Below are 21,364 nucleotides of genomic sequence, written 5' to 3' on the forward strand. Positions count from 1 at the left end.
AAGGTCTGCAGATACCTTCCCCGGCCCGAAAGTTCGCCGGAACCCCCATCCGGCCTTCCGACCAGACGAAAGCAGCTCTACGTGAACAACCACAGCTGGTAGTCCACAGCACCCTCCCCGCCCGAACCGAACGAAAGCGCCCTTCCCATGCCCAACTACTCGTGGCCGTCTCCTGCGCATGCCTGCGGCAGCGTCGAACCGACTCAGGTGTCGATCATCGACCTCGGCAGCTAGGCCGCCGCCCGGACCGCCGGCTCGGGTTCGAGCACCAGTCGTCCGGCGCCAGGGCGTTCAGGGGCTGGCGGCCAGTCCCGGCTGCCGGTCGTATCCGGTCCGTTCCGAGGCCGCCGGCGTGCCCGGCTGGGCGATCCTGGCCCAGATCAGGGTGAACCACATCGCCAGGCCGGCGCCGACGAGGCCGGCCAGGCCGACCGCCGTGGCCGCGCCGTACCGGGCGGCCAGCACTCCGCCGAGCAGGATTCCCACTCCCTGCATGGCCAGCAGCCCGGATGCCGCCACCCCGACCGCCTGGCCGCGCTGGCCGGCCGGGACCGCCCGGACGTACTCGGTGGCCACCTGCACCTGGTAGGCCGCGGCCATGCCGGACAGGGTCCACAGCATGATCGACACCACAATGCCCGGATGCAGCCAGCACACCACCAGCGGCAGGCCTCCGAGTACCGCCAGCCGCGGCATCCACACCGCCCGGGTCGCGCTGGGATAGCGCAGGAACAGGTAGGTACCGAGCGCGGTGCCGGCCGGACCGGCGGCCATCAGCAGCCCGATCCCCGCGGAGCCGGCGCCGAGCGAGTGGGCGTAGGGCGGCGCCACCCCTTCGGGCACCACGTACAGCCCCAGCAGCCAGGAGAACCCGAGCAGGGTCCGCAACCGCGGGTTGCCGGCCACCAGCTTGGCTCCGGCCAGGATCGAGGCCAGGTACCCGCGGGCCGGCCCGGCAGCGCCGGCCGGCGACGGCCGGCGGTGCACGCCGAGGCTGATCAGCACGGCCGACAGCGCGAAGGTGACCGCATCGACGGCCAGCCCCGCCCGGGCCCCGATCGCGGCCACCGCCATGCCACCGAAGGCGAAGCCGCCCAGCTGGGCCATCTGGTTGGTGATGGTGCGCAGGCCGCTGCCCACCACGAAGGTCTCACCGGACAGGATCTCGGGCAGCAGCGCGGACTCGGCGGCGCTGAACGGCGAGCCCACCAGCACCACGCACACCAGCAGGCCGCAGACCAGCCACAGCGGCGTGCCCGGGATCGCCATCCCGGTGAGCAGCACGGCCCGGATCAGGTCCGCGGCGATCATCACCCGCCGGCGGGGAAGCCGGTCGGCCAGTCCGGTCAGCATGGCGCCGCCGATCAGCGCCGGCAGGAAGGTGAGGGCGTAGGTGAGGGCGGTGAGCAGTGCGGAGGAGGTGCGTTCGAAGACCAGTACCGACAGCGCCACCCGGGCCAGCTGGTCGCCGACCATCGACTGGGCGTCGGCGAGCCACATCACCCGGAACTCGGGTACCCGCAGCGCATCGCGGAACGACGTCCGCGGCGCAGCTAGGACATTCTGTACGTTTGTCATCTACCCCACCTCGTTGCCACCGTAGCGGTTACAACGGCTTGCCGGGTACGGTCGGTGCACATTCGATCACGCGATTGTTGCTCAGTTTACGGGCGTTGTCCTGTTTAACTTCGGACAGTAATCAAAAGCTGATTCGGGCGCCAGAGCCACTACTCAGAGTGGGCAGACCACGACCCGGTTGCGGCCGGCTCGCTTGGCTGCGTAGAGCGCCGAGTCGGCGGCATGCAGCAAGTCCTCAAGCTCGGTGCCGTGCTCGGGGAAGCAGCTGATCCCGATCGAGGCGGACAGGCCGGTCATCGGCGCCACCTCGCCCACCTCCGTGGCGACCTCCAGCAGCTGGATCTGCTGGCGCACCCGCTCGGATACCGCGACCGCGGCGAGCTCGTCCACCCCGGACAGCACCGCGACGAACTCCTCGCCGCCGAACCGGCCGATCGCGTCGTACTGGCGCAGCTCCCGGACCAGGCAGTCGGCCACCGCCCGCAGCACCGTGTCACCGGCGATGTGGCCGTAGGTGTCGTTGATCAGCTTGAAGTTGTCCATGTCGATGATCAGCAGGGCGGCGGCCTGGTCCTCCCGCCGGGCCCGGGCCAGCTCGTGCTGGGCCATGCTCTGCCAGGTGGCGGCGTTCAGCAGGCCGGTCTTGGCGTCCGTGGTGGCCGCCACCTCGAGTTGCTTGGTGAGCACGCTGCGCTCCAGCACGAACAACGGGGGCACCACCAGCACCGCCAGCAGCGGCTGGTTGGCCAGCGCCAGGGCGGTCAGGCCACCGAGGCACAGGGTCGCGATCTCCAGGGCGGCGTCCTGCCGGGTCTGCAACAGCTCGGTCAGCTTGATCGGCCGGACCGCCAGGTAGATGCCGGTGTACAGGACGAAGAAGTTCACCGCGTCGTAGACCAGCATGGTCACCGCGAGCGCCAGCAGCACCTGGACCGGCTTGCCGGCACCGGACACGCCGTCCGGAAAGAGGTCGAGCACCAGTCGCGCGGTCAGGCACGAGTCGATGACCACCGCCCCGACGAACGCCTGCCGGTAGGCGCGCATGCCGCTGCTGCGACCGTGGCGCACCCAAGCATGAACAAGCACAACCAAACACAGCACGATGGCGACACCGGGAGGCAGGATCAGGGCGGCCCCGAAGGTCCACACCGAGGTCATGTCGACGTAGCCGTAGGTCGCTAACCTCACCCGCATCCGGGCAATCCGGTTCGAGGCTTCTTCGAACACCACCCAGAGGACCAGCAGAACCGCTAGTCGGGCCAGGTCGGAGACGTCCGCGCGGGTGTTGATTAGTACACAAGAAGACACTAAAACTGTCAGTACTTCTACAGTCAGCACGAAAGCCAACATGGCGCGCGGGGTACGCCACAGGTCCCAGCCGCGGACCCGTGCCAGCGGCCAGGCCGCTGCGCCGCGTGCTGTTTGAGACATGCTCCCCACCTGTCGCCTTGGCTGGAAAAGCTAATGGATCGCGGTCAGCTTGTCACCTGACACCTGCCCATACCAGGCAACCACCGAATACCACCAATACCCCACTCAACCGTTGCGAAGACTCCGCCAGAGACGGCAGGTGAAGACGGGCGGGGCAACCGGCGCCGGCCTGCCGGCGGAGCACAGCCGAACCGAATCCAACACCGGACTCCGATCGGGGGTTGCTCAGGCCGTGGAACGGTCCTCGACGATCCGCTCGGACGGCGGCTCGTGGGCGGCATGCCGGCCGGTGGACGGCGGCTCCTCGGCGGAGTGTCGGCCGGCCGAGGACGGGTCGGTACGGTCGGCAGCCCGCTCGGAAGGCGAGGTGAGCACGATCGGATGCGCCAGCTCCGAGTGCGGCCGGGGCGAGGTGACCCGACGCCAGGCCAAGGACAGGGCCAGGGCGAGCGCGGTGCCCAGCAGGCCGGCACTTGCCACGGCGCCGTTGACGTCCCACAACCCGGCGACCACCCCGCCGAGGAAGATCCCGAGGCCCTGGATGGCGAGCAGTCCCGACGACGCGATGCCGATCGCCTGGCCACGCTGCTGGTCGGGCACCGTCCGGACGAACTCGGTGATCACCTGGACCTGGTAGCCGAAGAACAGGCCGGCCAGCGTCCACAGCACCAGGGAGAGGATCAGGTTGGGATGCGCGCCGCACAACCCCAGTGGCACCCCCACGGCTGCCGCCATCGGTCCCATCCACCGGGACCGGGCCTCGGCCGAGACGTAGCGCACCCACAGATAGGTACCGACCGCGGTGCCGGCCGGGGTCGAGGCCATCAGCAGGCCGACCGCCACCGGGCCGCCGCCCAGCGCGCTGGCGTAGGGGGCCGCCACGCCCTCGGACACCACGAAGAGCCCGGCCAGCCAGGACAGCCCCAGCAGGATGCGCAGCTTCGGGGTGGTGAAGATCAGCCGCAGGCCGGAGGTGACGCCGCTGAGCATGCCGAGGCCGGTGCTCTCGTGCGTCCCGGAGGCTGCCGCCGGGCGCGCCTTGACCGCCAGCATGATCAATACCGCCGACAGCGCGAAGGTGGCGGCGTCCACGGCGAGGCCCGCCCGGGCACCGATCAGCGCGATCACCACCCCGCCGCCGGCGAAGCCGGCCAGCTGGGCGAGCTGGTTGGTGATGGAGCGCAGCCCGGTACCCACCACGTACTGCTCGCCCTCGAGGATGACCGGGATCAGCGAGGACTCGGCCGCCATGAACGGGGCCTCGGTCAGCACCGCGAGCACCAGCAGGCCGCACAGCAGCCAGAGCGGCGCCCCCGGGATCGCCATGCCACCCATCAGCAATGCTCGGGCCACGTCACAGCCCACCATCACCTGCCGGCGGGGCAGCCGGTCGGCGAGCCCGGACAGCAGCACCCCGCCGAGCACCGCCGGCACGAAGGTCAGGGCGTAGGCCATCGCGGTGAGCAGCGCCGAGGAGGTCCGCTCGAAGACCAGCACCGACAGCGCCACCCGGGCGATCTGGTCGCCGATCGCCGATTGGGCGTCCGCCAGCCACAGGACGCGGAATTCGCGATTTCGGAGGACATCAGCGAAGGTGATGCGCTCGCCGGCCAACCCGTTCCTCGCAATTCGTAGTGTCCGATATGGCTTCATACGTTAGCCGGATACGGTAGCCGGTCGAGAGCCCACATACGCACCGTATCGGATAGTTTAAAAAGCACAATTGCGCAGATGCGCTTCTGGACCGAGCCGGATATCAAATCGTGCCTCGACTCCGGCCCGGATCTCGGCGGCCAGATCCAGCAGCTCGGCGGTGGTCGCGCCGCCCCGGTTGGTCAGCGCCAGGGTGTGCTTGGTCGACACCGACACGGTGCCCCGGCCCCGGTCCAGGCCCCAGCCGCGCGGAAAGCCGGCCTGCTCGATGAGCCAGGCAGCCGACAGCTTCGTCCGGCCGTCGGCCTGCCAGCGCGGGCAGCCGTCCGCCGCGGCCGGCACCTCGTCCAGCAGCGGGTTGACGAAGAACGACCCGACGCTCCAGCTGTCGTGGTCGGCGGGGTCGAGCACCATCCCCTTCGACCGGCGCAGCTGCAGCACCGTCTCGCGGACCTCGGCCAGCGGCGCGGTCGAGCCCGGCTCGATGCCCAGCCGGCGCGCCAGCTCCAGGTAGCGGACCGGCCCGGACCGCGCGCTGCGGGCCAGCCGGAGCGTGACCTCTAAGACCACGTACCGGTCGGTGTGCTTGAACGCCGAGGTACGGAAGCCGAACCGGCACTGCTGCGGTGACCAGCACTCCACCTTGCCGGTCCGGCGGTCATAGACCCGCAGGCCGGTGAGCACGTCGGCCACCTCCGAGCCGTACGCGCCGACGTTCTGCACCGGCGTCGCGCCGGTCAGGCCGGGGATGCCGGACATGGTCTCCAGGCCCGCCAGCCCGTCGGCGACGGTGGCCGCCACCAGCTCGTCCCAGGGCACCCCGGCCGCCACCGTGAGCAGCTGCCCGCCGTCGACGTCGGTGCGGGTGACGGTGTCCGAGGCGACCCGGATCACCAGGCCCGGCCAGCCGGCGTCGCCCACCACCAGGTTCGACCCGCCGCCGACTAGCAGCACCGGCTCGCCGGCGGCGTCGGCGGCCGCCACCAGGCGCACCAGCTCGTCGGTGCTGGCGGCGACCTCGACCCGGTCAGCGGGGCCTCCCAGCCGCAGCGTCGTCAGCTCGGCGAGGGGAGTGGCCACGGCTGTCCAGTCTAGGTGCCGGGCCGCGGCCGCCCGGCCGGCCGAGCCGGCGCCAACCTTGAGGAACAATCAAGAACCGTGACCAAGCAGCCGAGGCTGGCGGCCGGCCGGGCCCGGGCCCTGGGCCTGCCCACCCGCGGCACCACCAACCCGAACCGGCTGCGCCGGATGGACAACTGGATCGCCGACCGGCTCGCCGTACCGCTGCGGCGCGCCGCCGAGCCGCTGGTCGTCGACCTCGGGTACGGCCAGAGCCCGGTCACCGCCGTGGAGCTGCTGGCCCGGCTGCGCCGGCACCGTCCGGACGTCGAGGTGCTCGGCCTGGAGATCGACCCGGAGCGGGTGGCCGCCGCCCAGCCGGCGACCCGGCCGGGGCTGAGCTTCGAGCTGGGCGGCTTCGAGCTGGCCGGCCGGCACCCGGTGATCGTGCGGGCGGCCAACGTGCTGCGACAGTACCCGCCGGACGCGGTCGGCGACGCCTGGGCCCGGATGTGCGCCCAGCTGGCACCGGGTGGGGCGCTGGTCGAGGGAACCTGCGACGAGCTGGGCCGGCGGGCCAGCTGGGTGCTGCTGGACGCTGGCGGTCCGGTGAGCCTGACGCTGAGCTGCCGGCTGGCCGAGCTGCGCCGGCCCTCGGACGTCGCCGACCGGCTGGTCAAGGCGCTGATCTCGCGCAACGTGCCGGGCGAGCCGATCCACCGGCTGCTGCGCGCCATGGACGCCGCCTGGGACGTGCATGCCCCGCTGGGCGTCTACGGCCCGCGGCAGCGCTGGCAGGCGATGGCCGCCACCCTGGCTGCAGACTGGCCGGTGCTGAGCACTCCGGCCCGGCACCGGATGGGGGAATTGACGCTCGAGTGGCAGGCGGTGGCACCAGTGCGGCAATAAGTCAGCTTTCTGCTAAGCAGGGTTAGGCGCTAATGGACAGTCCGTCCAGTAATGGATCAAGCCAGGGTGGGAAAGCAGGTCGCTAACCGTCCGGATAACACCATTTGCAGACACTTTGCAGACACGGGTGCAGACAGTGAGGTGCTTTTCGTGGCAGCGCGGGACGACTTCGACGTGCTGGTGATCGGCTCCGGGTTCGGCGGCAGCGTCACCGCGTTGCGGCTGGCCGAGAAGGGCTACCGGGTGGGCGTCCTGGAGGCCGGCCGGCGCTTCGACGAGCACACCCTGCCCAAGACCTCCTGGGATCTGCGCAACTTCCTGTGGGCACCCCGGCTGGGACTGACCGGCATCCAGCGGATCCACCTGCTCAACAACGTGGTGATCCTGGCCGGTGCCGGAGTGGGCGGCGGCTCGCTCAACTACGCCAACACCCTCTACGAGCCGCCCGAGCCGTTCTTCACCGACCCGCAGTGGGCCGCCATCACCGACTGGCGCTCCGAGCTCGCGCCCTACTACGCGCAGGCCAAGCGGATGCTCGGCGTGGTGACCAACCCGACCATGACGCCCTCCGATGTCGAGATGAAGCGGCTGGCCGAGCAGTTCGGCAAGGGCGAGACCTTCCGGCTGACTCCGGTCGGGGTGTTCTTCGGACGGGACGGCCGCAAGGAGCCGGGCCGGCGGGTGCCGGATCCGTTCTTCGGCGGCGCCGGGCCCGACCGCACCGGATGCCTGGAATGCGGGGCGTGCATGACCGGCTGCCGGCACGGCGCCAAGAACACCCTGACCACCAACTACCTGGCGCTGGCCGAACGGGCTGGCGCCACCGTCGTCCCGCTGACCACGGTGACCGGCGTCCGGCCGCTGCCCGGCGGCGGCTACCAGGTCAGCGCGGTCCGCACCGGCAGCTGGCGGCCTCGCCGCGACCGGCGGACCTTCACCGCCGGGCAGGTGGTGTTCTCGGCCGGCGCCTACAACACCCAGAAGCTGCTGCACCAATTGCGGGCCAGCACGCTGCCCGGCATCTCGGCGCGGCTGGGAGAGCTCACCCGGACGAACTCCGAGGCCCTGCTCGGTGCGGTCAGCTCCGACCCCGGGACCGACTACACCCGCGGGGTGGCCATCACCTCGTCCTGGCACCCCGATGCCGACACCCACATCGAGCCGGTTCGCTACGGCCGGGGCAGCAACGCGATGGGACTGCTCAGCACCGTGCTGACCGACGGCGGCAGCCCGGCCGGGCGGATCCGGCAGTGGCTGGCGATCGCCGCCCGCCGTCCGGGGCTGATCCTGCGCACCGTGGTGCCGCGGCACTGGTCGGAGCGGACCATCATCCTGCTGGTGATGCAGTCGCTGGACAACTCGATCACCGTGCGCGGCCGGCGGGGCCGGTCCGGCCGGATGCGGCTCACCTCCAGCCAGGGCAGCGGCGAGCCTAACCCGAGCTGGATCCCGGTGGCCAACCGGGCCGCCCGCCAGCTGGCCGACAACCTCGGCGGCACCCCGGGGGGCACCTACGGCGACCTGTTCAACGTGCCGATGACCGCCCACTTCATCGGCGGCTGCCCGATCGGCTCGTCCGCCGAGACCGGGGTGATCGATCCGTACCACCGGCTCTACGGCTACCCCGGCCTGCACGTGGTGGACGGCTCGGCGCTGTCGGCCAACCTGGGGGTGAACCCGTCCCTGACCATCACCGCGCTGGCCGAGCGGGCCGCGGCGCTGTGGCCCAACCGCGGCGAGCCCGACCCGCGGCCGGCGCTCGGCGAGCCCTACCGCCGGCTGGAGCCGGTGCCGCCGGTCGCCCCGGTGGTACCCGCCTCGGCGCCGGCCGCGCTCCGGTTGGGGCCGACCCGGCTAGTTTGACCGACGAGCTGGTGCCGGGTCAGCTCCACGCCGCGGCGATCGCCTCGGCCAGCAGGCCGGCGACGTCGCCCAGCACGTGCCGTCCGCCGGAGACCACCGGCCGGCCGTCCACCAGCACCGTGTCGACGTCCGGGGCGCCGGCCACCAGCACCAGCTGGCCGGGCAGCGCGCCGGCGGTCCGGACGGTGTCGGTGCGCAGCGCCACCAGGTCGGCCCGCTGGCCCGGGGCCAGCCGGCCGGCGTCCGGCCAGCCCAGGCTGGCATGCCCGGTCAGCGCCTCGACCAGCTCGGCGGGGCTGAACCGGCCGCGTTGCAGGCTGGCCAGCCGGGCGTCCAGCTCCAGCGCCCGCGCCTCCTCCAGCAGGTCCACGCTGGCGTTCTGGTCGGTGCCCAGGGTGAGCCGGGCGCCGGCGGCGGCCAGCTCCGGCGCCGGCCCGATGCCGTCGGCCAGGTCGCGCTCGGTGGTCGGGCAGAAGCTGACGTTGGTCCCGGCCCGCCCGTACCAGGCGATGTCGGCCTCGCTCAGGTGGGTGGCGTGCACCGCGGTGTGCAGCGGGCCGCCGAAGCCGTGCTCGGCCAGCAGCTCGGTGGGGGTCCTGCCGTAGTAGGCCTGGGTGGCCTGGTTCTCTGCCGGCTGCTCGGAGACGTGCGCGTGCAGCGGCCAGCCGGCCGCGGCCGTCACCACCCCGGCCAGCTGGTCGGCCGGCACCGCCCGGACCGAGTGGATCGCCGCGCCGATCCGCACGGCGTCGCTCTCGACCGGGGTCAGCAGCGCGTTGCGCCGCTGCCAGCCGGCCGCCGAGCCGTCGCTGAACCGCCGCTGGACCTCGTCGAGGCCGAGGTGCCCGGCCGGTCCCAGGCCGCCGCTGAGGTAGCAGGTGTCCAGCAGGGTGATCCGGATGCCGGCCTCGCCGGCGGCGGCGACCAGCGCGTGGCCGAAGGCGTTCGGCTCGGGGTACGGGCTGCCGTCCGGCTGGTGGTGCAGGTAGTGGAACTCGCCCACCGCGGTGATGCCGGCCAGCGCCATCTCGGCATAGACCGCCCGGGCCAGCCGGTGGTAGGCCGCCGGCTGCAGCCGGCGGGCCAGGGCGTACATGGTCTCGCGCCAGGTCCAGAAGGTGCCGCCGCCGTCGTGGGTGCGCCCGCGCAGTGCCCGGTGGAAGGCATGCGAGTGGGTGTTGGCGAAGCCCGGCAGCACCAGGCCGGGCAGCCGGACGTCCGGGGCGGCCGGCGGCACGCCTGCCTCCACCTGCACCCAGCGCCCGGCGTCGGCGACCAGCCGGACCTGCTCGGCGACCCCGCCGGGCAGCCAGCCGTACGGCGCCCAGTAGCCGGTGCTCACCCCGCCGGTCCGCCCGCCGCCGGCCCGGTTGCGGTCGGTCCGGCGAGGTCGGCCAGCACCGCGGTCAGCGCCCGGACCCCGGCATGGCAGTCGGGAAGTTCGGCGTGCTCGGCCGGCGAGTGCGAGACGCCGGTCGGGTTGCGCACGAACAGCATGGCGGTGGGAATGCCGGCGTTGGCCAGGATGCCGGCGTCGTGCCCGGCGCCGGTGCCGAGCACCGGCGCGCCGGCCAGCACGGCACCGACCCGCTCGGCGAGCCGGGCGTCGAAGCTGGTGGCCTCGGTCCAGGACTCCTGCAGCAGGCTGCCGCCGGACGCATCGGCCAGCTCCCGCAACTCGGCCACCACGGCCAGCACCTGCTCGGCGTCCGGGCCGCGGGCGTCCAGCCAGGCGGTGACCAGGGACGGGATGGCGTTGACGCCGTTGGGCGCCACGCTCACCTTGCCCATGGTGGCCACCGAGCCGCGCCGCTCGGCCGCCTCCCGGGCGGCGAGGATCAGCCGGGCGTAGCCCAGCATCGGGTCCCGCCGGTCGGCCAGCCGGGTGGTGCCGGCATGGTTGGCCTCGCCGGGCAGCTCGATCCGCCAGCGCCCGTGCGGCCAGATCTGCGAGCCCACCGCCACCGGGGCGCCCAGTTCGACCAGCCCGCGGCCCTGCTCGACGTGCAGCTCGACGAAGCAGCCGATCCGGTCCAGGGCGTCCCGGTCGGGACCGAGCCCGTCGGGGTCGACGCCGGCCGCCCGCATCGCCTCGGCCATCGAGGTGGCCTCGGCGTCGGCCAGGCCCCGGGCCCGGTCGGCGTCCAGCGCCCCGGTGATCAGCCGGGACCCGGCGCAGGCGATGCCGAACCGGGCGCCCTCCTCGTCGACGAAGTTCACCACGCCGATCGGCCGGGCGGGCACGACGCCCTGCTGGCGCAGGGCGTCCACCGCCGCGAACGCCGACACCACGCCCAGCGGGCCGTCGAACGCGCCGCCGTCGGGCACCGAGTCCAGGTGGCTGCCGATCGCCACCCCGGGCTGCCGCGCCGACGGCTCACCCCACCAAGCCCACTGGTTGCCGGCCCGGTCGAGCACCAGCGTCAGCCCGCGGCTGGCTGCCTCGGCGGCGAACCACTCGCGCAGGTCGTGGTCGGTGCGGGTCCAGGCGAACCGCCGGTAGCCGCCCGTGGCCGCCGACCGGCCGACCGGAGCGAGCTCCTCCCACATCCGGTCGAAGGACGACCGGCCGACCATCGCAGCCACTACCGGGTCAACCGGCAGGCGCTAGGCAAGCCCGGCGTCGGACAGCCACTTCTGCGCGACCGTCTCGGCGTTCTGCTTCTCCAACGACACCTGCTCGTTGAGCTTGACCAGGTCCTCGGTGGTGAGCTTGGCCGACACCGCGTTGAGCGCGGACTTGACCGCCGGGGACGCCTTGTCGCTGTTGATCAGCGGCAGCACGTTCTGCGCGGTGTAGAGGTTCTTCGGGTCCTCCAGGACCACCCAGCCGTTCTTGTCGATCAGCGGGTCGGTGGTGAAGATGTCACCGGCATCGATCTGGCCGTTCTTCAGCGCGTTCTCGGTGAGCGGGCCGCCGGCGTCCAGCTTCTTGAACGTCTTGAACTTGACGTTGTAGGTCTTCTCCAGGCCGGGGATACCGTCGGTCCTGGTCTGGAACTCCGGCGGGGCGCCGAGGGTCAGCTTGTTCGCGACCGCGGCCAGGTCGGCGATCGTCTTCAGGTTGTACTTGGCCGCGGTCTCCTTGGTGACCACGATGGCGTCCTTGTCCTCGGCCTGGGACTGGTCGAGCACCGTCAGCGGCTGCGGAACCGCCTTCTGCAACCCGGCGAAGACATCGTCGCTGGACACCGCGGTGGCGTTCTTGTCGAAGTACTGCAGCAGCACGCCGGAGTACTCCGGGATCAGGTCGATCGAGCCGTCCTTCACCGCGGGGATGTAGGTCTCGCGGCTGCCGATGTTGAGCTTGGTGCTGACCTTGACCCCCTTGGCCTTGAGGGCGCCGGCGTAGATCTGGGCCAGCACGACGTTCTCCTGGAAGTTCGCCGAGCCGACCACGATGGTGTCGGTCGGCGCGCTGCTGCCGCCTCCGCCGGCCGGCGGGTTGCTGGTGGGGTTGGAGCTGCTTCCGCAGGCGGTCAGGACGAGCAGACCGGCGCCGACGGCAGCCGCGGTGAGGACGCGGAACGATTTCATGGAATGTCTCCTGTCGTTGACGAGATCATACTGAGGGACTCTGACAGCGGGCTCAGGCAGTCGTCCGGGCGGTGAGCAGCGCCTGTTGTTCGGCCGCGTCGGGGATTCGCCTGCGGGAGTACCGGCCGGTGATGCCGCGGGACACGGTGTAGCGCTGGACCAGGGCCAGCAGCAGGTCCGCCAGCAGCGCCAGCAGCGCCACCAGCACCGCGCCGGAGGCCATCTGCGGATAGTCCTGCTGGGCCAGGCCGTCGATCAGGTACCGGCCGAGGCCGCCCAGCGAGACGTAGGCGGTGATGGTGGCGGTGGCGATCACCTGCAGGAACGAGCTGCGGACGCCGGAGAAGATCAGCGGCAGCGCGTTGGGCAGTTCCACCTGACGCAGCATCTGGCCACCGCGCATGCCCATCCCCCGCGCGGCGTCGCGCACCGCCGGGTCGACGGCGTTGATGCCGGCGTAGGTATTGGTGAGCATCGACGGAATCGCCAGCAGTACCAGCACGATCTCGCTCGGGATCAGGTATGTCGCCGAGCCGGTGCTGTGGATGTGCGGGGAGATCAGCACCACGAAGTAGGTGAGCAACCCGACGGTGGGCAGCGCCCGGAACGAGTTCGCGATCGCCACCACCACGAAGCTGCCGCGGCCGGTGTGACCGATCAGCATGCCGAGCGGCAGCGCGATGGCCGCGGCGATCAGCAACGCTGCCAGCGAGTACTGCAGGTGCTCCTTGAGGTGGACGGGCACCCCGTCGGGACCGTGCCAGTGCTCGGAGGTGGACAGCCAGTTCCAGATGTCGGAGATCATCGCGCCACCGCCCGCCGCCACGGGGTGAGCAGCCGGGCCGCCACCTGGATCACCGTGTCGAAGACCAGGGCCAGCAGCACCGACAGGATGATGCCGAGCACGATCGGGGTCTGGTAGGTCAGCTGGAAGCCGTCGGTGAACAGCCTTCCGAGCTCGGGAATGCCGATCAGCGCCGAGACCGACACCAGGCTGACGTTGGACACCGCCGCCACCCGCAGGCCGGCCGCGATCACCGGCACCGCGATCGGCAGTTCCACCTTGAGCAGCCTGCCTATCCGGCGGTAGCCCATGGCGGTGGCGGCCTGCAGCACCTCCTCCGGAACCGCGGCCAGCGCGTCGGCCACCACCCGGACCAGCAGCGCCACGGTGTAGATGGTCAGCGCCACCACCACGTTGCTCGCATCCAGGATCCGGGTCTTGAGCAGGCCGGGCAGCAGGATGAACAGGGCCAGCGACGGAATGGTGTACAGCAGGCCGGCCGTCGTCACCATCGGCAGGTAGAGCCAACGGTAGCGGCGCGCCAGCCAGCCCAGCGGCAGCGCGATCAGCAGGCCGAGCACCAGCGGCAATGCCGACAGCCAGGCATGCCAGCGCAGCCAGTAGAGGATGTTGTCGGAGTTGGTCCGGAAGTAGTCGATCACCGGTCGCCACCGGCAACCGGTCGGGCGGACGGCTGGTCGGACGACATCCGCTGCTGCTCGATCAGCGTCAGCACCTCGGGAGCGGTCACGGTGCCGGCCAGCCGGCCGTCGGAGTCCACCACCACGCCGCGGCCGCTCGGCGAGGACAGGCAGGCGTCCAGCGCCGCCCGCAGCGACGCCTCCGCCCCGGCCACCGTGCCACCCCGGTGCAGCAGGTCCTCGGTGACCGTGCCGGCAGCACCCGCACCGCCGGAACCAGGACCGGCCAGCCGCAGCCAGCCCTGCGGTGCGCCCTGCTCGTCGACCGCCAGCAGCCAGCCGTCCGCCGCCTCGGCGCCGGCCAGCGACGAGCCCACCCGGATGGTCGGCTCGTCGTGCAGGACCAGTTTGTGTGCCGGGGTGAACCCGAGCGCCCGGTAGCCGCGGTCCCGGCCGACGAAGGAGGCCACGAAGGCGTCGGCCGGCTCGCTGAGCAGCTGCGCCGGAGCGGCCAGCTGGGCCAGCCGGCCGCCGACCCGAAGCACCGCCACCTGGTCGCCGAGCTTGATCGCCTCGTCGATGTCGTGGGTGACGAACACGATGGTCTTGCCCAGTTCCCCTTGCAACCGCAGGAACTCCTCCTGCAATTGATCGCGGGCGATTGGATCGACCGCGCTGAACGGCTCGTCCATCAGCATCACCGGCGGGTCGGCGGCCAGTGCCCGGGCCACCCCGACCCGCTGCTGCTGGCCACCGGACAGCTGCGCGGGATATCGCTCGGCGAAGTGCGCCGGCAGGCCGACCCGTTCCAGCAGCTCCCGGCTGCGGGCCCGGGCCTTGCGGCGGTCCCAGCCGAGCAGCAGCGGAACGGTGGCGATGTTGTCCAGGATGGTGCGGTGCGGAAACAGCCCGGCGTGCTGGATGACGTAGCCGATCTGGCGGCGCAATTCGTGGGTGGCGATCGTCGAGGTGTCCCGGTCGTCCAGCCAGACGGTGCCCGACGTTGGCTCGATCATCCGGTTGATCATGCGCAGCGAGGTGGTCTTGCCGCAGCCGGACGGGCCGACGAAGACCGTGATCTGCCCGGACGGCGCCACCAGGTCCAGCGAGTCGACGGCGATCGTGCCGTCCGGATAGTGCTTGGAAACCGAGTCGAAGCGGATCATGATCGGGTCACTTCCGTGCCGGGTCGAGGCGGCTGCCTCGAAGTGAACGTCATTCCTGCTGGGCCGGTGACTGGAACATAAAGCGTGAACCAGCATTGTGACAGAATCCGCCACCGGCACTCCCCACTCACCCCACTGCCCAAGATCCGACGGAGGCTCCTCGAGGTGATCCGGATCGACGGGCGGCACCTGTCCACGGCGCAGATCGCCACCGCCGCCGACGGCCCGCTGACCGTCGAGGTGAGCGGACCGGCCCTGGACCGGGTGGCGCGCTCGCACCAGCAGGCGGTGCTCGCCGGCCGGCTGCGCCCGATCTACGGCCTGTCCACCGGCGTCGGGGCCAACCGCAGCGTCGACGTCGAACCGGACACCGCTGGCGCCCAGGGCCTGCTGCGCAGCCACGCCACCTCGGCCGGCGGGCCGCGCTCGGCCGACCGGGTGCGGGCGATGCTGCTGATCCGGCTCAACCAGCTCTGCGCCGGCGGTGCCGGACTGCGGCCGGTGGTGGTCTCCGCGCTCGCCGAGATGATCAATGCCGACGCGCTGCCGGTGATCCGGGAGTTCGTCGGCATCGGCACCGCGGAGCTGTCGGCGCTGGCCAGCACCGCGCTGGCGCTGCAGGACCGCTCGCCGGCCCACGACCGGCTGGTGTTCGGGCCGCACGACGCGCTGCCCTTCATCTCCAGCAATGCCGCGGCGCTGTCGGACGCGGCGCTGGCCGCGCACCGGCTGGGCACCGGCGCCCGGGCGGCGCTCGCGGTGGCGGCGCTGAGCTTCGCCGCGGTCAGCGGCAACGCCGAGGCGTACGCGGCCCCGGTCGAGCAGGCCACCCCGATGCCGGGTGCCCGGGCCGCCTGCCGGGTGATGCGCGCCCTGGTCGGGGCGCCGGAGCCGGCCCGGATCCAGGACCCGTACGGCCTGCGCGCGCTCCCGCAGGGGCACGGCATGCTGCTGGACGCGCTCAGCGGGCTGACCGCCACCATCGACGCCTTCGTCAACGCGCCCTCGGAGAACCCGTCGATCCTGCCGGACGGCTCGGTGGCCCACCACGGCGGTTTCCATGCCGGCTACCTGGCGCTGGCCTGCGACGCCGCGGCGATCGCCTCGGTGCAGTCCGGCCAGCTGTCGCTGAACCGGCTGACCTACGCCAGCGAGCCGAACCACACCGGCCTGGAGCCGTTCCTCGGCGACGGCACGCCCGGCGCGTCCGGCGTGATGGTGGTCGAGTACGTGGCGGCCGCCGCGCTCGGTGACCTGCGCGCGGCCGCGGCGCCGGCCGCCACCCAGAGCATCACGCTGTCCCGCGGCATCGAGGACACCGCCAGCTTCGCCTCGCTGGCGGCCCGGCAGCTGCTGACCGCCGCCGAGCGCTACGAGCTACTGGTGGCCTGCGAGCTGGTGGCGGCGGCCCGGGCGTTGCGGATGGCCGGCTCGCGGACCGCGCTGACCGGCCCACAGGCCCGGGCCCTGGAGCTCGCCGCCGAGCTGCCCGGCGGAGTGGCCGACCGCGACCTGACCGGCGACCTGGAGCTCGGGCAGCGGCTGGTCCCGGCGCTGGCCGAGCTGGTCGGGCCGTACTACGACGGAGACTGACCCGGCGCGAGTTGCTCGCGCCACTCGTCGGCGAGCAGCGCGTAGCCGATGCCGTCCAGCCACTGCCCGGACCGGTGCAGCGACTCGCGCACGGTGTAGAGCTCGCGGCGCATCCCGACCCGCTCCATCAGCCGCCAGGACGCCTCGTTGCCGGCGAAGCAGTTGGCGGTCACCCGGCGCAGGCCGAGGTCGGTGAAACAGATCCGGATCAGTTCTCGGACCGCTTCGGTGGCATAGCCCCGCCCGCCGTGGTCGGGCGAGAAAACCCAGCCCAGCTCGGCCTGCACGCCGCGGGCCTGCTCGGCGATCTCGGTCTGGGCCCAGGCGTCCTCGACGGCAATCATCAGGTCACCGATCACCACCCCATCGAGCTCGACCACCAGTGCCTTGGCCAGCCGCGGCGGATGCTCGAAGACCGCGCGGTACTCCTCCAGCGTGTCCGGGGCGCTGGTCAGCCAGTGGCTGACGCTGGGCAGCTGCCGGAACGTCCAGGTCGCCTCGACGTCGCCGGGACCGGGCAGCCGCAGCAGCAGCCGGTCGGTGCGCACCGGCCAGCCGACGGCGGCCAGCGGGCCGTCCGGGATCGTCACCTGTCCTCCTACCGGGTCGTGCTGCCAGGTCGTGCCGTCGCCCTCCGGCGAAGCCGACCGTGGGATCGCGCGGTATCAGAACCGCTACCGGCCGCTCCCACTGTGATCAACGCTATCCGGACGGGAGTACCTCATGCGCTGCCATTCCGAGGACCACGAATCGGACGCCGTCTCGGTCACGCTGCACTTCGGTCGCGACGAGCTGACGGTGACGCCGTCACCGTTCGGGCTGGTGGTCCGGCTCGCCGGCGTTCCGGCCGGCGGTGAGCCGGGAGCGCCCGCGCTGCCGCGTACCCAGGTCCGGATCGCGGTGCCCGAACCGTTCTGGCCGCACACGCTGGAGGTCGAGGACTCCTGGGAGACGGTCGTCGAGAAGGACGCCTTCGTCCGCCCGGTGCAACATCTGCGTCCGGGCATCGGCTCCGAGCAGTCGCGCGAGCCGGAACACGCCGAGGCCGTCCACTGCTCGCCGCACTGCTCCTGCCGGGCCCGGCAGCGCCCGATCCGGCACCCGCTCACCCAGGGCCTGCCGGCGCCGGAGGTGGTGCCGCCCGACGAGCGCCGCTACGAAGCGGCGGCCACCGACCCGTTGCCGCCGGCGCGCGCCGTGCGCATCGAGACGATCGGCACCACGCACGTCGCCGTCGTCGAGATCAACCCGGTGCGGATAGGGCCGCGTGGCGAGCTCCGGCTGTGCACCTCGCTCCGGCTGCGGGTCGGCTACGCGCGCACCGCGCCGCTGGGCGACCAGCGGGCCGCGCACAAGGAGCTGTCCGACCGGCTCGGACGCGAGATCGACCTCGACCGCGTCGTCCCCGAGCCGGCCGCGCGGCTCACCGGCGGGAAGGAACTGGAACGCCTGCTCGACATCGCCGCGAGCCACGTCCTCAACCCGAAGGTCCTCGACCGGGCCGACGCGCGGTTGCGCTGGCCGGTCCTCGACCTGCCGTGCGAGTACCTGATCGTCACCGACGACTGCAGCTGGGACGCCACGACATTCGCTGCGGGGGCTCCGGTGCCGGGCCTGGTGGCCGCGTTCGAACGACTCGCCGCCGCCAAGCGGGCCCGCGGTGTCAGCGCCCGCGTCGTCACCATCACCGACATCGTCGCCGGCCGGTACGGCGACGTCCGCACCGGCTCACGTGACCTGCAGGAGGCGATCCGGAAGTTCCTGAAGATCGCCCGGCGCCGCTGGGGTACGTCGTGGCTGTTGCTCGGCGGCGATACCAGCGTCGTGCCGGTGCGCTCGGTCGCGGGTTCCTTCGAAGGACACGTCGAGGTGGGCACGAACGCCACCCCCGAGAACAACAAGTCGTACTGGGCCGGCAGCCACCTGAAGATGCACGTCGTCAACCCGGGCGTCTGGTGGGGGGCGAGTGTGGACAACCGGCTGGTCCGCCCGGACACCGGCCAGCTGATCCCGTACGACTCGACCGGCATGTCGAATTCCGCCTCGCCCGGCTGGTACTTCACCGCGTCGGACTACACGACCCGCAGCACGATGCCGACCAACTTCGTCCGGGTGAACGGGCCCGCGAGCCTGCTCAACGCCACCTTGCAGTTCCTGTACCACTGGAACACCCTGCCCACCGACTTCTACTACGCCAGCCTGGACAGCTGGCTGCTCGGCCAGCAGCAGGTGGATCTCGGCTGGTTCAGCTTCACCATTCCGTTCGTCTACCTGCCCGACCACGACTGGGACGTGGTCGGCAACGGCCTCTACGGCCAGCACCTGCCGGACGGAACCGACCTGGACGGCGTCCTGCTGCGCACCGACCTCAGCGTCGGCCGCGCGCCGGTGGACTCCGCGGCGCAGGCGAACACGTTCGTGGACAAGGTGCTCGCCTACGAGGGCCTGCGCAACGGCTCGATCTCCCTCCGGACGAGCCGGTGGCCGGCGCGGATGGTGCTGGCGTCCTCGGACTGGGGCGGTCGCTCGTGGTTCGGCGCGACGTCGCACACCGTGCCCGGCAACGGCGAGTACCACCACGACGCCAGCACCCAGACGTCCCTGCTCAAGCGCGACGGCGCGCCGGAGTCGTTCGACTACGAGCTGATCGCGCACGTCAGCGACACCGACCGGCGGGTGTTGCCGTTCAAGACCAACCCGAGTGCCACCGTCCGCGGTTGGTACTTCGCGACGAGCGCGGCCGACCTCTCGCCACGCCAGATCTCGATTCCGTTGCCGTGGTCCTCCCCCGTCGTCTTCCCGCTGTCGAGCGAGTGGATCGTCGTCCACGGGCCCCTCGCCGAGCAGACCCCGGCCGCGTTCGAGTTCGACCCGAGCGGGCAGGACGGCTCGATGGCCGACCAGGAGGCGCTGCGAAGCCAGATCCGCAGCGAGCTGCCCGGGATCGACGAGTTCCAGCGGCTCTACGAGGACGAGTACGACCTCAGCTTCGCCCAGCGGGTCGCCGCGCCGGTCGATTACCTCACCAGCGGCACGCTCACCGGCGCGTTGAACGCGGGGCCGCACTTCGTGTCGTTGTCGGGTCACGGCAACTCCGACGGCTGCTGCGGCGGGTCGGTCGGCCTGGCACGCGGGCTCACCAACGGCAGCCTCGGATTTATCGGCTACGCCGATTCCTGCCTGACCAACCAGTTCGATACCAGCGACGCGTTCAGCGAGGAGCTGATCACCAACCCGCACGGCGGTGCCACCGGCTACGTCGGCAACACCCGGTTCTCCTGGATCGGCGTCGGCGACAACTTCCAACGTGCGTTCTTCCACCGGCTGACCGCGACGCGTCATCTCGGCCTGCTCAACGACAGCCGCGTCACCGTGTTCGGCACGACCGGATACTGGGCAGGCTACGAGCGCTGGGCGATCTTCACGCTGAACCTGCTCGGCGACCCGGAGCTGCAGGTCTACCGCGAACCGGTGCGCTGGCGGCGCCTCGAGGTCGACCTCGGCAAGCTCGACCTCGACCTCGGAGAACTCGACCTCGACCTCGGCGAGCTCGACCCCGAGCGGCGGGACCGCGACGGGCGACAGCCCGATCCGGTCCGCGCGACTGCCGACTGATCGGTGGGCCGGCGTCGGGCCAGCTGCGCCGACGCCGGGGTCACCGCCGGCGACCGCGCTGCCGCCCGACCCCGGTCTGGTCATCCGGGACGCGACGAGCCACCATGACTGCCATGACTACTTCTCCCGGGGTGATCCGCGCGGCCCGAGGCACCGAGCTGACCGCGCTGAGCTGGCAGACCGAGGCGCCGCTGCGCATGCTGATGAACAACCTCGACCCCGAGGTGGCTGAGCACCCCGAGGACCTGGTGGTCTACGGCGGCACCGGCAAGGCAGCCCGGGACTGGAACAGCTACGCCGCCATCGTCCGGACGCTGACCACCCTCAAGCCGGACGAGACGCTGCTGGTGCAGTCCGGCCGTCCGGTCGGGGTGCTGCAGACCCACGAGTGGGCGCCCCGGGTGCTGATCGCCAACTCCAACCTGGTCGGCGACTGGGCCAACTGGGAGGAGTTCCGCCGGCTGGAGCAGCTCGGCCTGACCATGTACGGGCAGATGACGGCCGGCTCCTGGATCTACATCGGCACCCAGGGCATCCTGCAGGGCACCTACGAGACCTTCGCCGCGGTGGCCGCCAAGAAGTTCGACGGCACCCTGGCCGGCACCATCACGCTCACCGCGGGCCTGGGCGGGATGGGCGGCGCCCAGCCGCTGGCGGTCACCATGAACGACGGGGTGGCGATCTGCATCGACTGCGACCCGTCCCGGATCGCGCGCCGGATCGAGCACCGCTACCTCGACGTGCAGGCCGACTCGATGGAGCACGCGCTGCGGCTGGCCGTCGAGGCCCGCGACGCCCGCCGGCCGCTGTCGATCGGGCTGCTCGGCAACGCCGCGTCGCTGGTGCCGCAGCTGCTGGCCAACGGCGCCCCGATCGACATCGTCACCGACCAGACCTCGGCACACGACCCGCTGTCCTACCTGCCGATCGGGGTCGAGTTCGACGACATGAAGGAGTACGCGGCGGCCAAGCCGGAGGAGTTCACCGGCCGGGCCCGGGCCTCGATGGCCCGGCACGTCGAGGCGATGGTGGGCTTCCAGGACGCCGGCGCCGAGGTGTTCGACTACGGCAACTCGATCCGCGGCGAGGCGCAGCTGGCCGGTTACTCCCGCGCCTTCGCCTTTCCCGGTTTCGTGCCCGCCTACATCCGGCCGCTGTTCGCCGAGGGCAAGGGGCCGTTCCGGTGGGCGGCACTGTCCGGGGACGCCAAGGACATCGCCCGCACCGACCAGGCAGTGCTGGAGCTGTTTCCGGAGAACGAGTCGCTGCACCGCTGGATCACCATGGCCCAGGAGCGGGTGCACTTCCAGGGGCTGCCGGCCCGGATCTGCTGGCTGGGCTACGGCGAGCGGGACAAGGCCGGCCTGGCGTTCAACGACCTGGTCGGCCGCGGCGAGATCAGCGCCCCGATCGTGATCGGCCGCGACCACCTGGACTCGGGTTCGGTGGCCTCGCCGTACCGGGAGACCGAGGCGATGGCCGACGGCTCGGACGCGATCGCGGACTGGCCGCTGCTCAACGCCATGGTCAACGTC

At 71.8% G+C, this 21,364-nt stretch carries 16 protein-coding genes; 5 read left to right on the forward strand and 11 right to left on the reverse strand.

The window, feature by feature from the left end; genetic code table 11:
- Positions 1-291: 291 nt before the first annotated feature.
- The 4 genes from VLJ82_RS16525 to VLJ82_RS16540 form a co-directional block, all read right to left on the reverse strand.
- Entirely contained in the window at positions 292-1,578 is a 1,287-nt protein-coding gene (locus VLJ82_RS16525; protein ID WP_408664465.1) for an MFS transporter, read from the reverse strand.
- A gap of 153 nt (positions 1,579-1,731) precedes the next feature.
- Positions 1,732-2,766 carry a GGDEF domain-containing protein gene (locus VLJ82_RS16530; RefSeq protein WP_408664466.1) on the reverse strand — a complete coding sequence of 345 codons (1,035 nt, stop codon included), beginning with the start codon at positions 2,764-2,766 and terminating at the stop codon, positions 1,732-1,734.
- Between the two features lie 468 nt (positions 2,767-3,234).
- Complete coding sequence (locus VLJ82_RS16535; protein ID WP_408664467.1) at positions 3,235-4,623, reverse strand: MFS transporter; 1,389 nt, start codon at positions 4,621-4,623, stop codon at positions 3,235-3,237.
- A gap of 96 nt (positions 4,624-4,719) precedes the next feature.
- On the reverse strand, positions 4,720-5,742 hold the full coding sequence (locus VLJ82_RS16540) for a UDP-N-acetylmuramate dehydrogenase (RefSeq protein WP_408664468.1): 1,023 nt from the start codon (positions 5,740-5,742) through the stop codon (positions 4,720-4,722).
- Between the two features lie 78 nt (positions 5,743-5,820).
- On the opposite strand from VLJ82_RS16540, the gene VLJ82_RS16545 reads away from it, so the two are divergent.
- Positions 5,821-6,630, forward strand: a complete 810-nt coding sequence (locus VLJ82_RS16545; protein ID WP_408664469.1) for a class I SAM-dependent methyltransferase — start codon at positions 5,821-5,823, stop codon at positions 6,628-6,630.
- A 51-nt stretch (positions 6,631-6,681) separates the two neighbouring features.
- Positions 6,682-8,493, forward strand: a complete 1,812-nt coding sequence (locus VLJ82_RS16550) for a GMC oxidoreductase (RefSeq protein ID WP_408664470.1) — start codon at positions 6,682-6,684, stop codon at positions 8,491-8,493.
- A gap of 19 nt (positions 8,494-8,512) precedes the next feature.
- On the opposite strand, the gene VLJ82_RS16555 is transcribed toward VLJ82_RS16550, so the two are convergent.
- The 6 genes from VLJ82_RS16555 to VLJ82_RS16580 are packed head-to-tail and all read right to left on the reverse strand — an operon-like array spanning position 8,513 to position 14,621.
- Positions 8,513-9,835: a formimidoylglutamate deiminase gene (locus VLJ82_RS16555; RefSeq protein WP_408664471.1), complete on the reverse strand. Its 1,323-nt coding sequence runs from the start codon at positions 9,833-9,835 to the stop codon at positions 8,513-8,515.
- The gene (locus VLJ82_RS16560) at positions 9,832-11,070 is read right to left on the reverse strand and encodes an allantoate amidohydrolase (protein ID WP_408664479.1); all 1,239 of its coding nucleotides are present in this window, start codon (positions 11,068-11,070) and stop codon (positions 9,832-9,834) included. Before VLJ82_RS16560 ends, VLJ82_RS16555 begins: the two co-directional genes overlap by 4 nt.
- Before the next feature lie 30 nt (positions 11,071-11,100).
- Entirely contained in the window at positions 11,101-12,030 is a 930-nt protein-coding gene (locus tag VLJ82_RS16565) for an ABC transporter substrate-binding protein (protein WP_408664472.1), read from the reverse strand.
- Positions 12,031-12,082: 52 nt separating this feature from the next.
- Entirely contained in the window at positions 12,083-12,835 is a 753-nt protein-coding gene (locus tag VLJ82_RS16570; protein WP_408664473.1) for an ABC transporter permease, read from the reverse strand.
- The gene (locus VLJ82_RS16575) at positions 12,832-13,473 is read right to left on the reverse strand and encodes an ABC transporter permease (protein ID WP_408664480.1); all 642 of its coding nucleotides are present in this window, start codon (positions 13,471-13,473) and stop codon (positions 12,832-12,834) included. Before VLJ82_RS16575 ends, VLJ82_RS16570 begins: the two co-directional genes overlap by 4 nt.
- Positions 13,473-14,621 (reverse strand): ABC transporter ATP-binding protein, encoded by a 1,149-nt coding sequence (locus tag VLJ82_RS16580; RefSeq protein ID WP_408664474.1) that lies wholly within the window; start codon positions 14,619-14,621, stop codon positions 13,473-13,475. Before VLJ82_RS16580 ends, VLJ82_RS16575 begins: the two co-directional genes overlap by 1 nt.
- 165 nt (positions 14,622-14,786) lie before the next feature.
- On the opposite strand from VLJ82_RS16580, the gene VLJ82_RS16585 reads away from it, so the two are divergent.
- Entirely contained in the window at positions 14,787-16,214 is a 1,428-nt protein-coding gene (locus tag VLJ82_RS16585) for an aromatic amino acid lyase (protein WP_408664475.1), read from the forward strand.
- Here VLJ82_RS16585 and VLJ82_RS16590 read toward each other — a convergent pair.
- Positions 16,199-16,804 (reverse strand): GNAT family N-acetyltransferase, encoded by a 606-nt coding sequence (locus tag VLJ82_RS16590; RefSeq protein WP_408664476.1) that lies wholly within the window; start codon positions 16,802-16,804, stop codon positions 16,199-16,201. The two genes, VLJ82_RS16585 and VLJ82_RS16590, sit on opposite strands and share 16 nt — an antisense overlap.
- Before the next feature lie 133 nt (positions 16,805-16,937).
- Between VLJ82_RS16590 and VLJ82_RS16595 the strand changes: the two genes are divergently transcribed.
- Both VLJ82_RS16595 and hutU read left to right on the forward strand, forming a co-directional pair.
- Complete coding sequence (locus VLJ82_RS16595) at positions 16,938-19,829, forward strand: C25 family cysteine peptidase (protein ID WP_408664477.1); 2,892 nt, start codon at positions 16,938-16,940, stop codon at positions 19,827-19,829.
- A 113-nt stretch (positions 19,830-19,942) separates the two neighbouring features.
- The coding region (gene hutU / locus VLJ82_RS16600) for a urocanate hydratase (RefSeq protein WP_408664478.1) at positions 19,943-21,364 on the forward strand (1,422 nt) is incomplete at its 3' end.

Origin of the sequence: Jatrophihabitans sp., assembly GCF_035474675.1 — a bacterium.
GTDB lineage: Bacteria > Actinomycetota > Actinomycetes > Mycobacteriales > Jatrophihabitantaceae > Jatrophihabitans_A.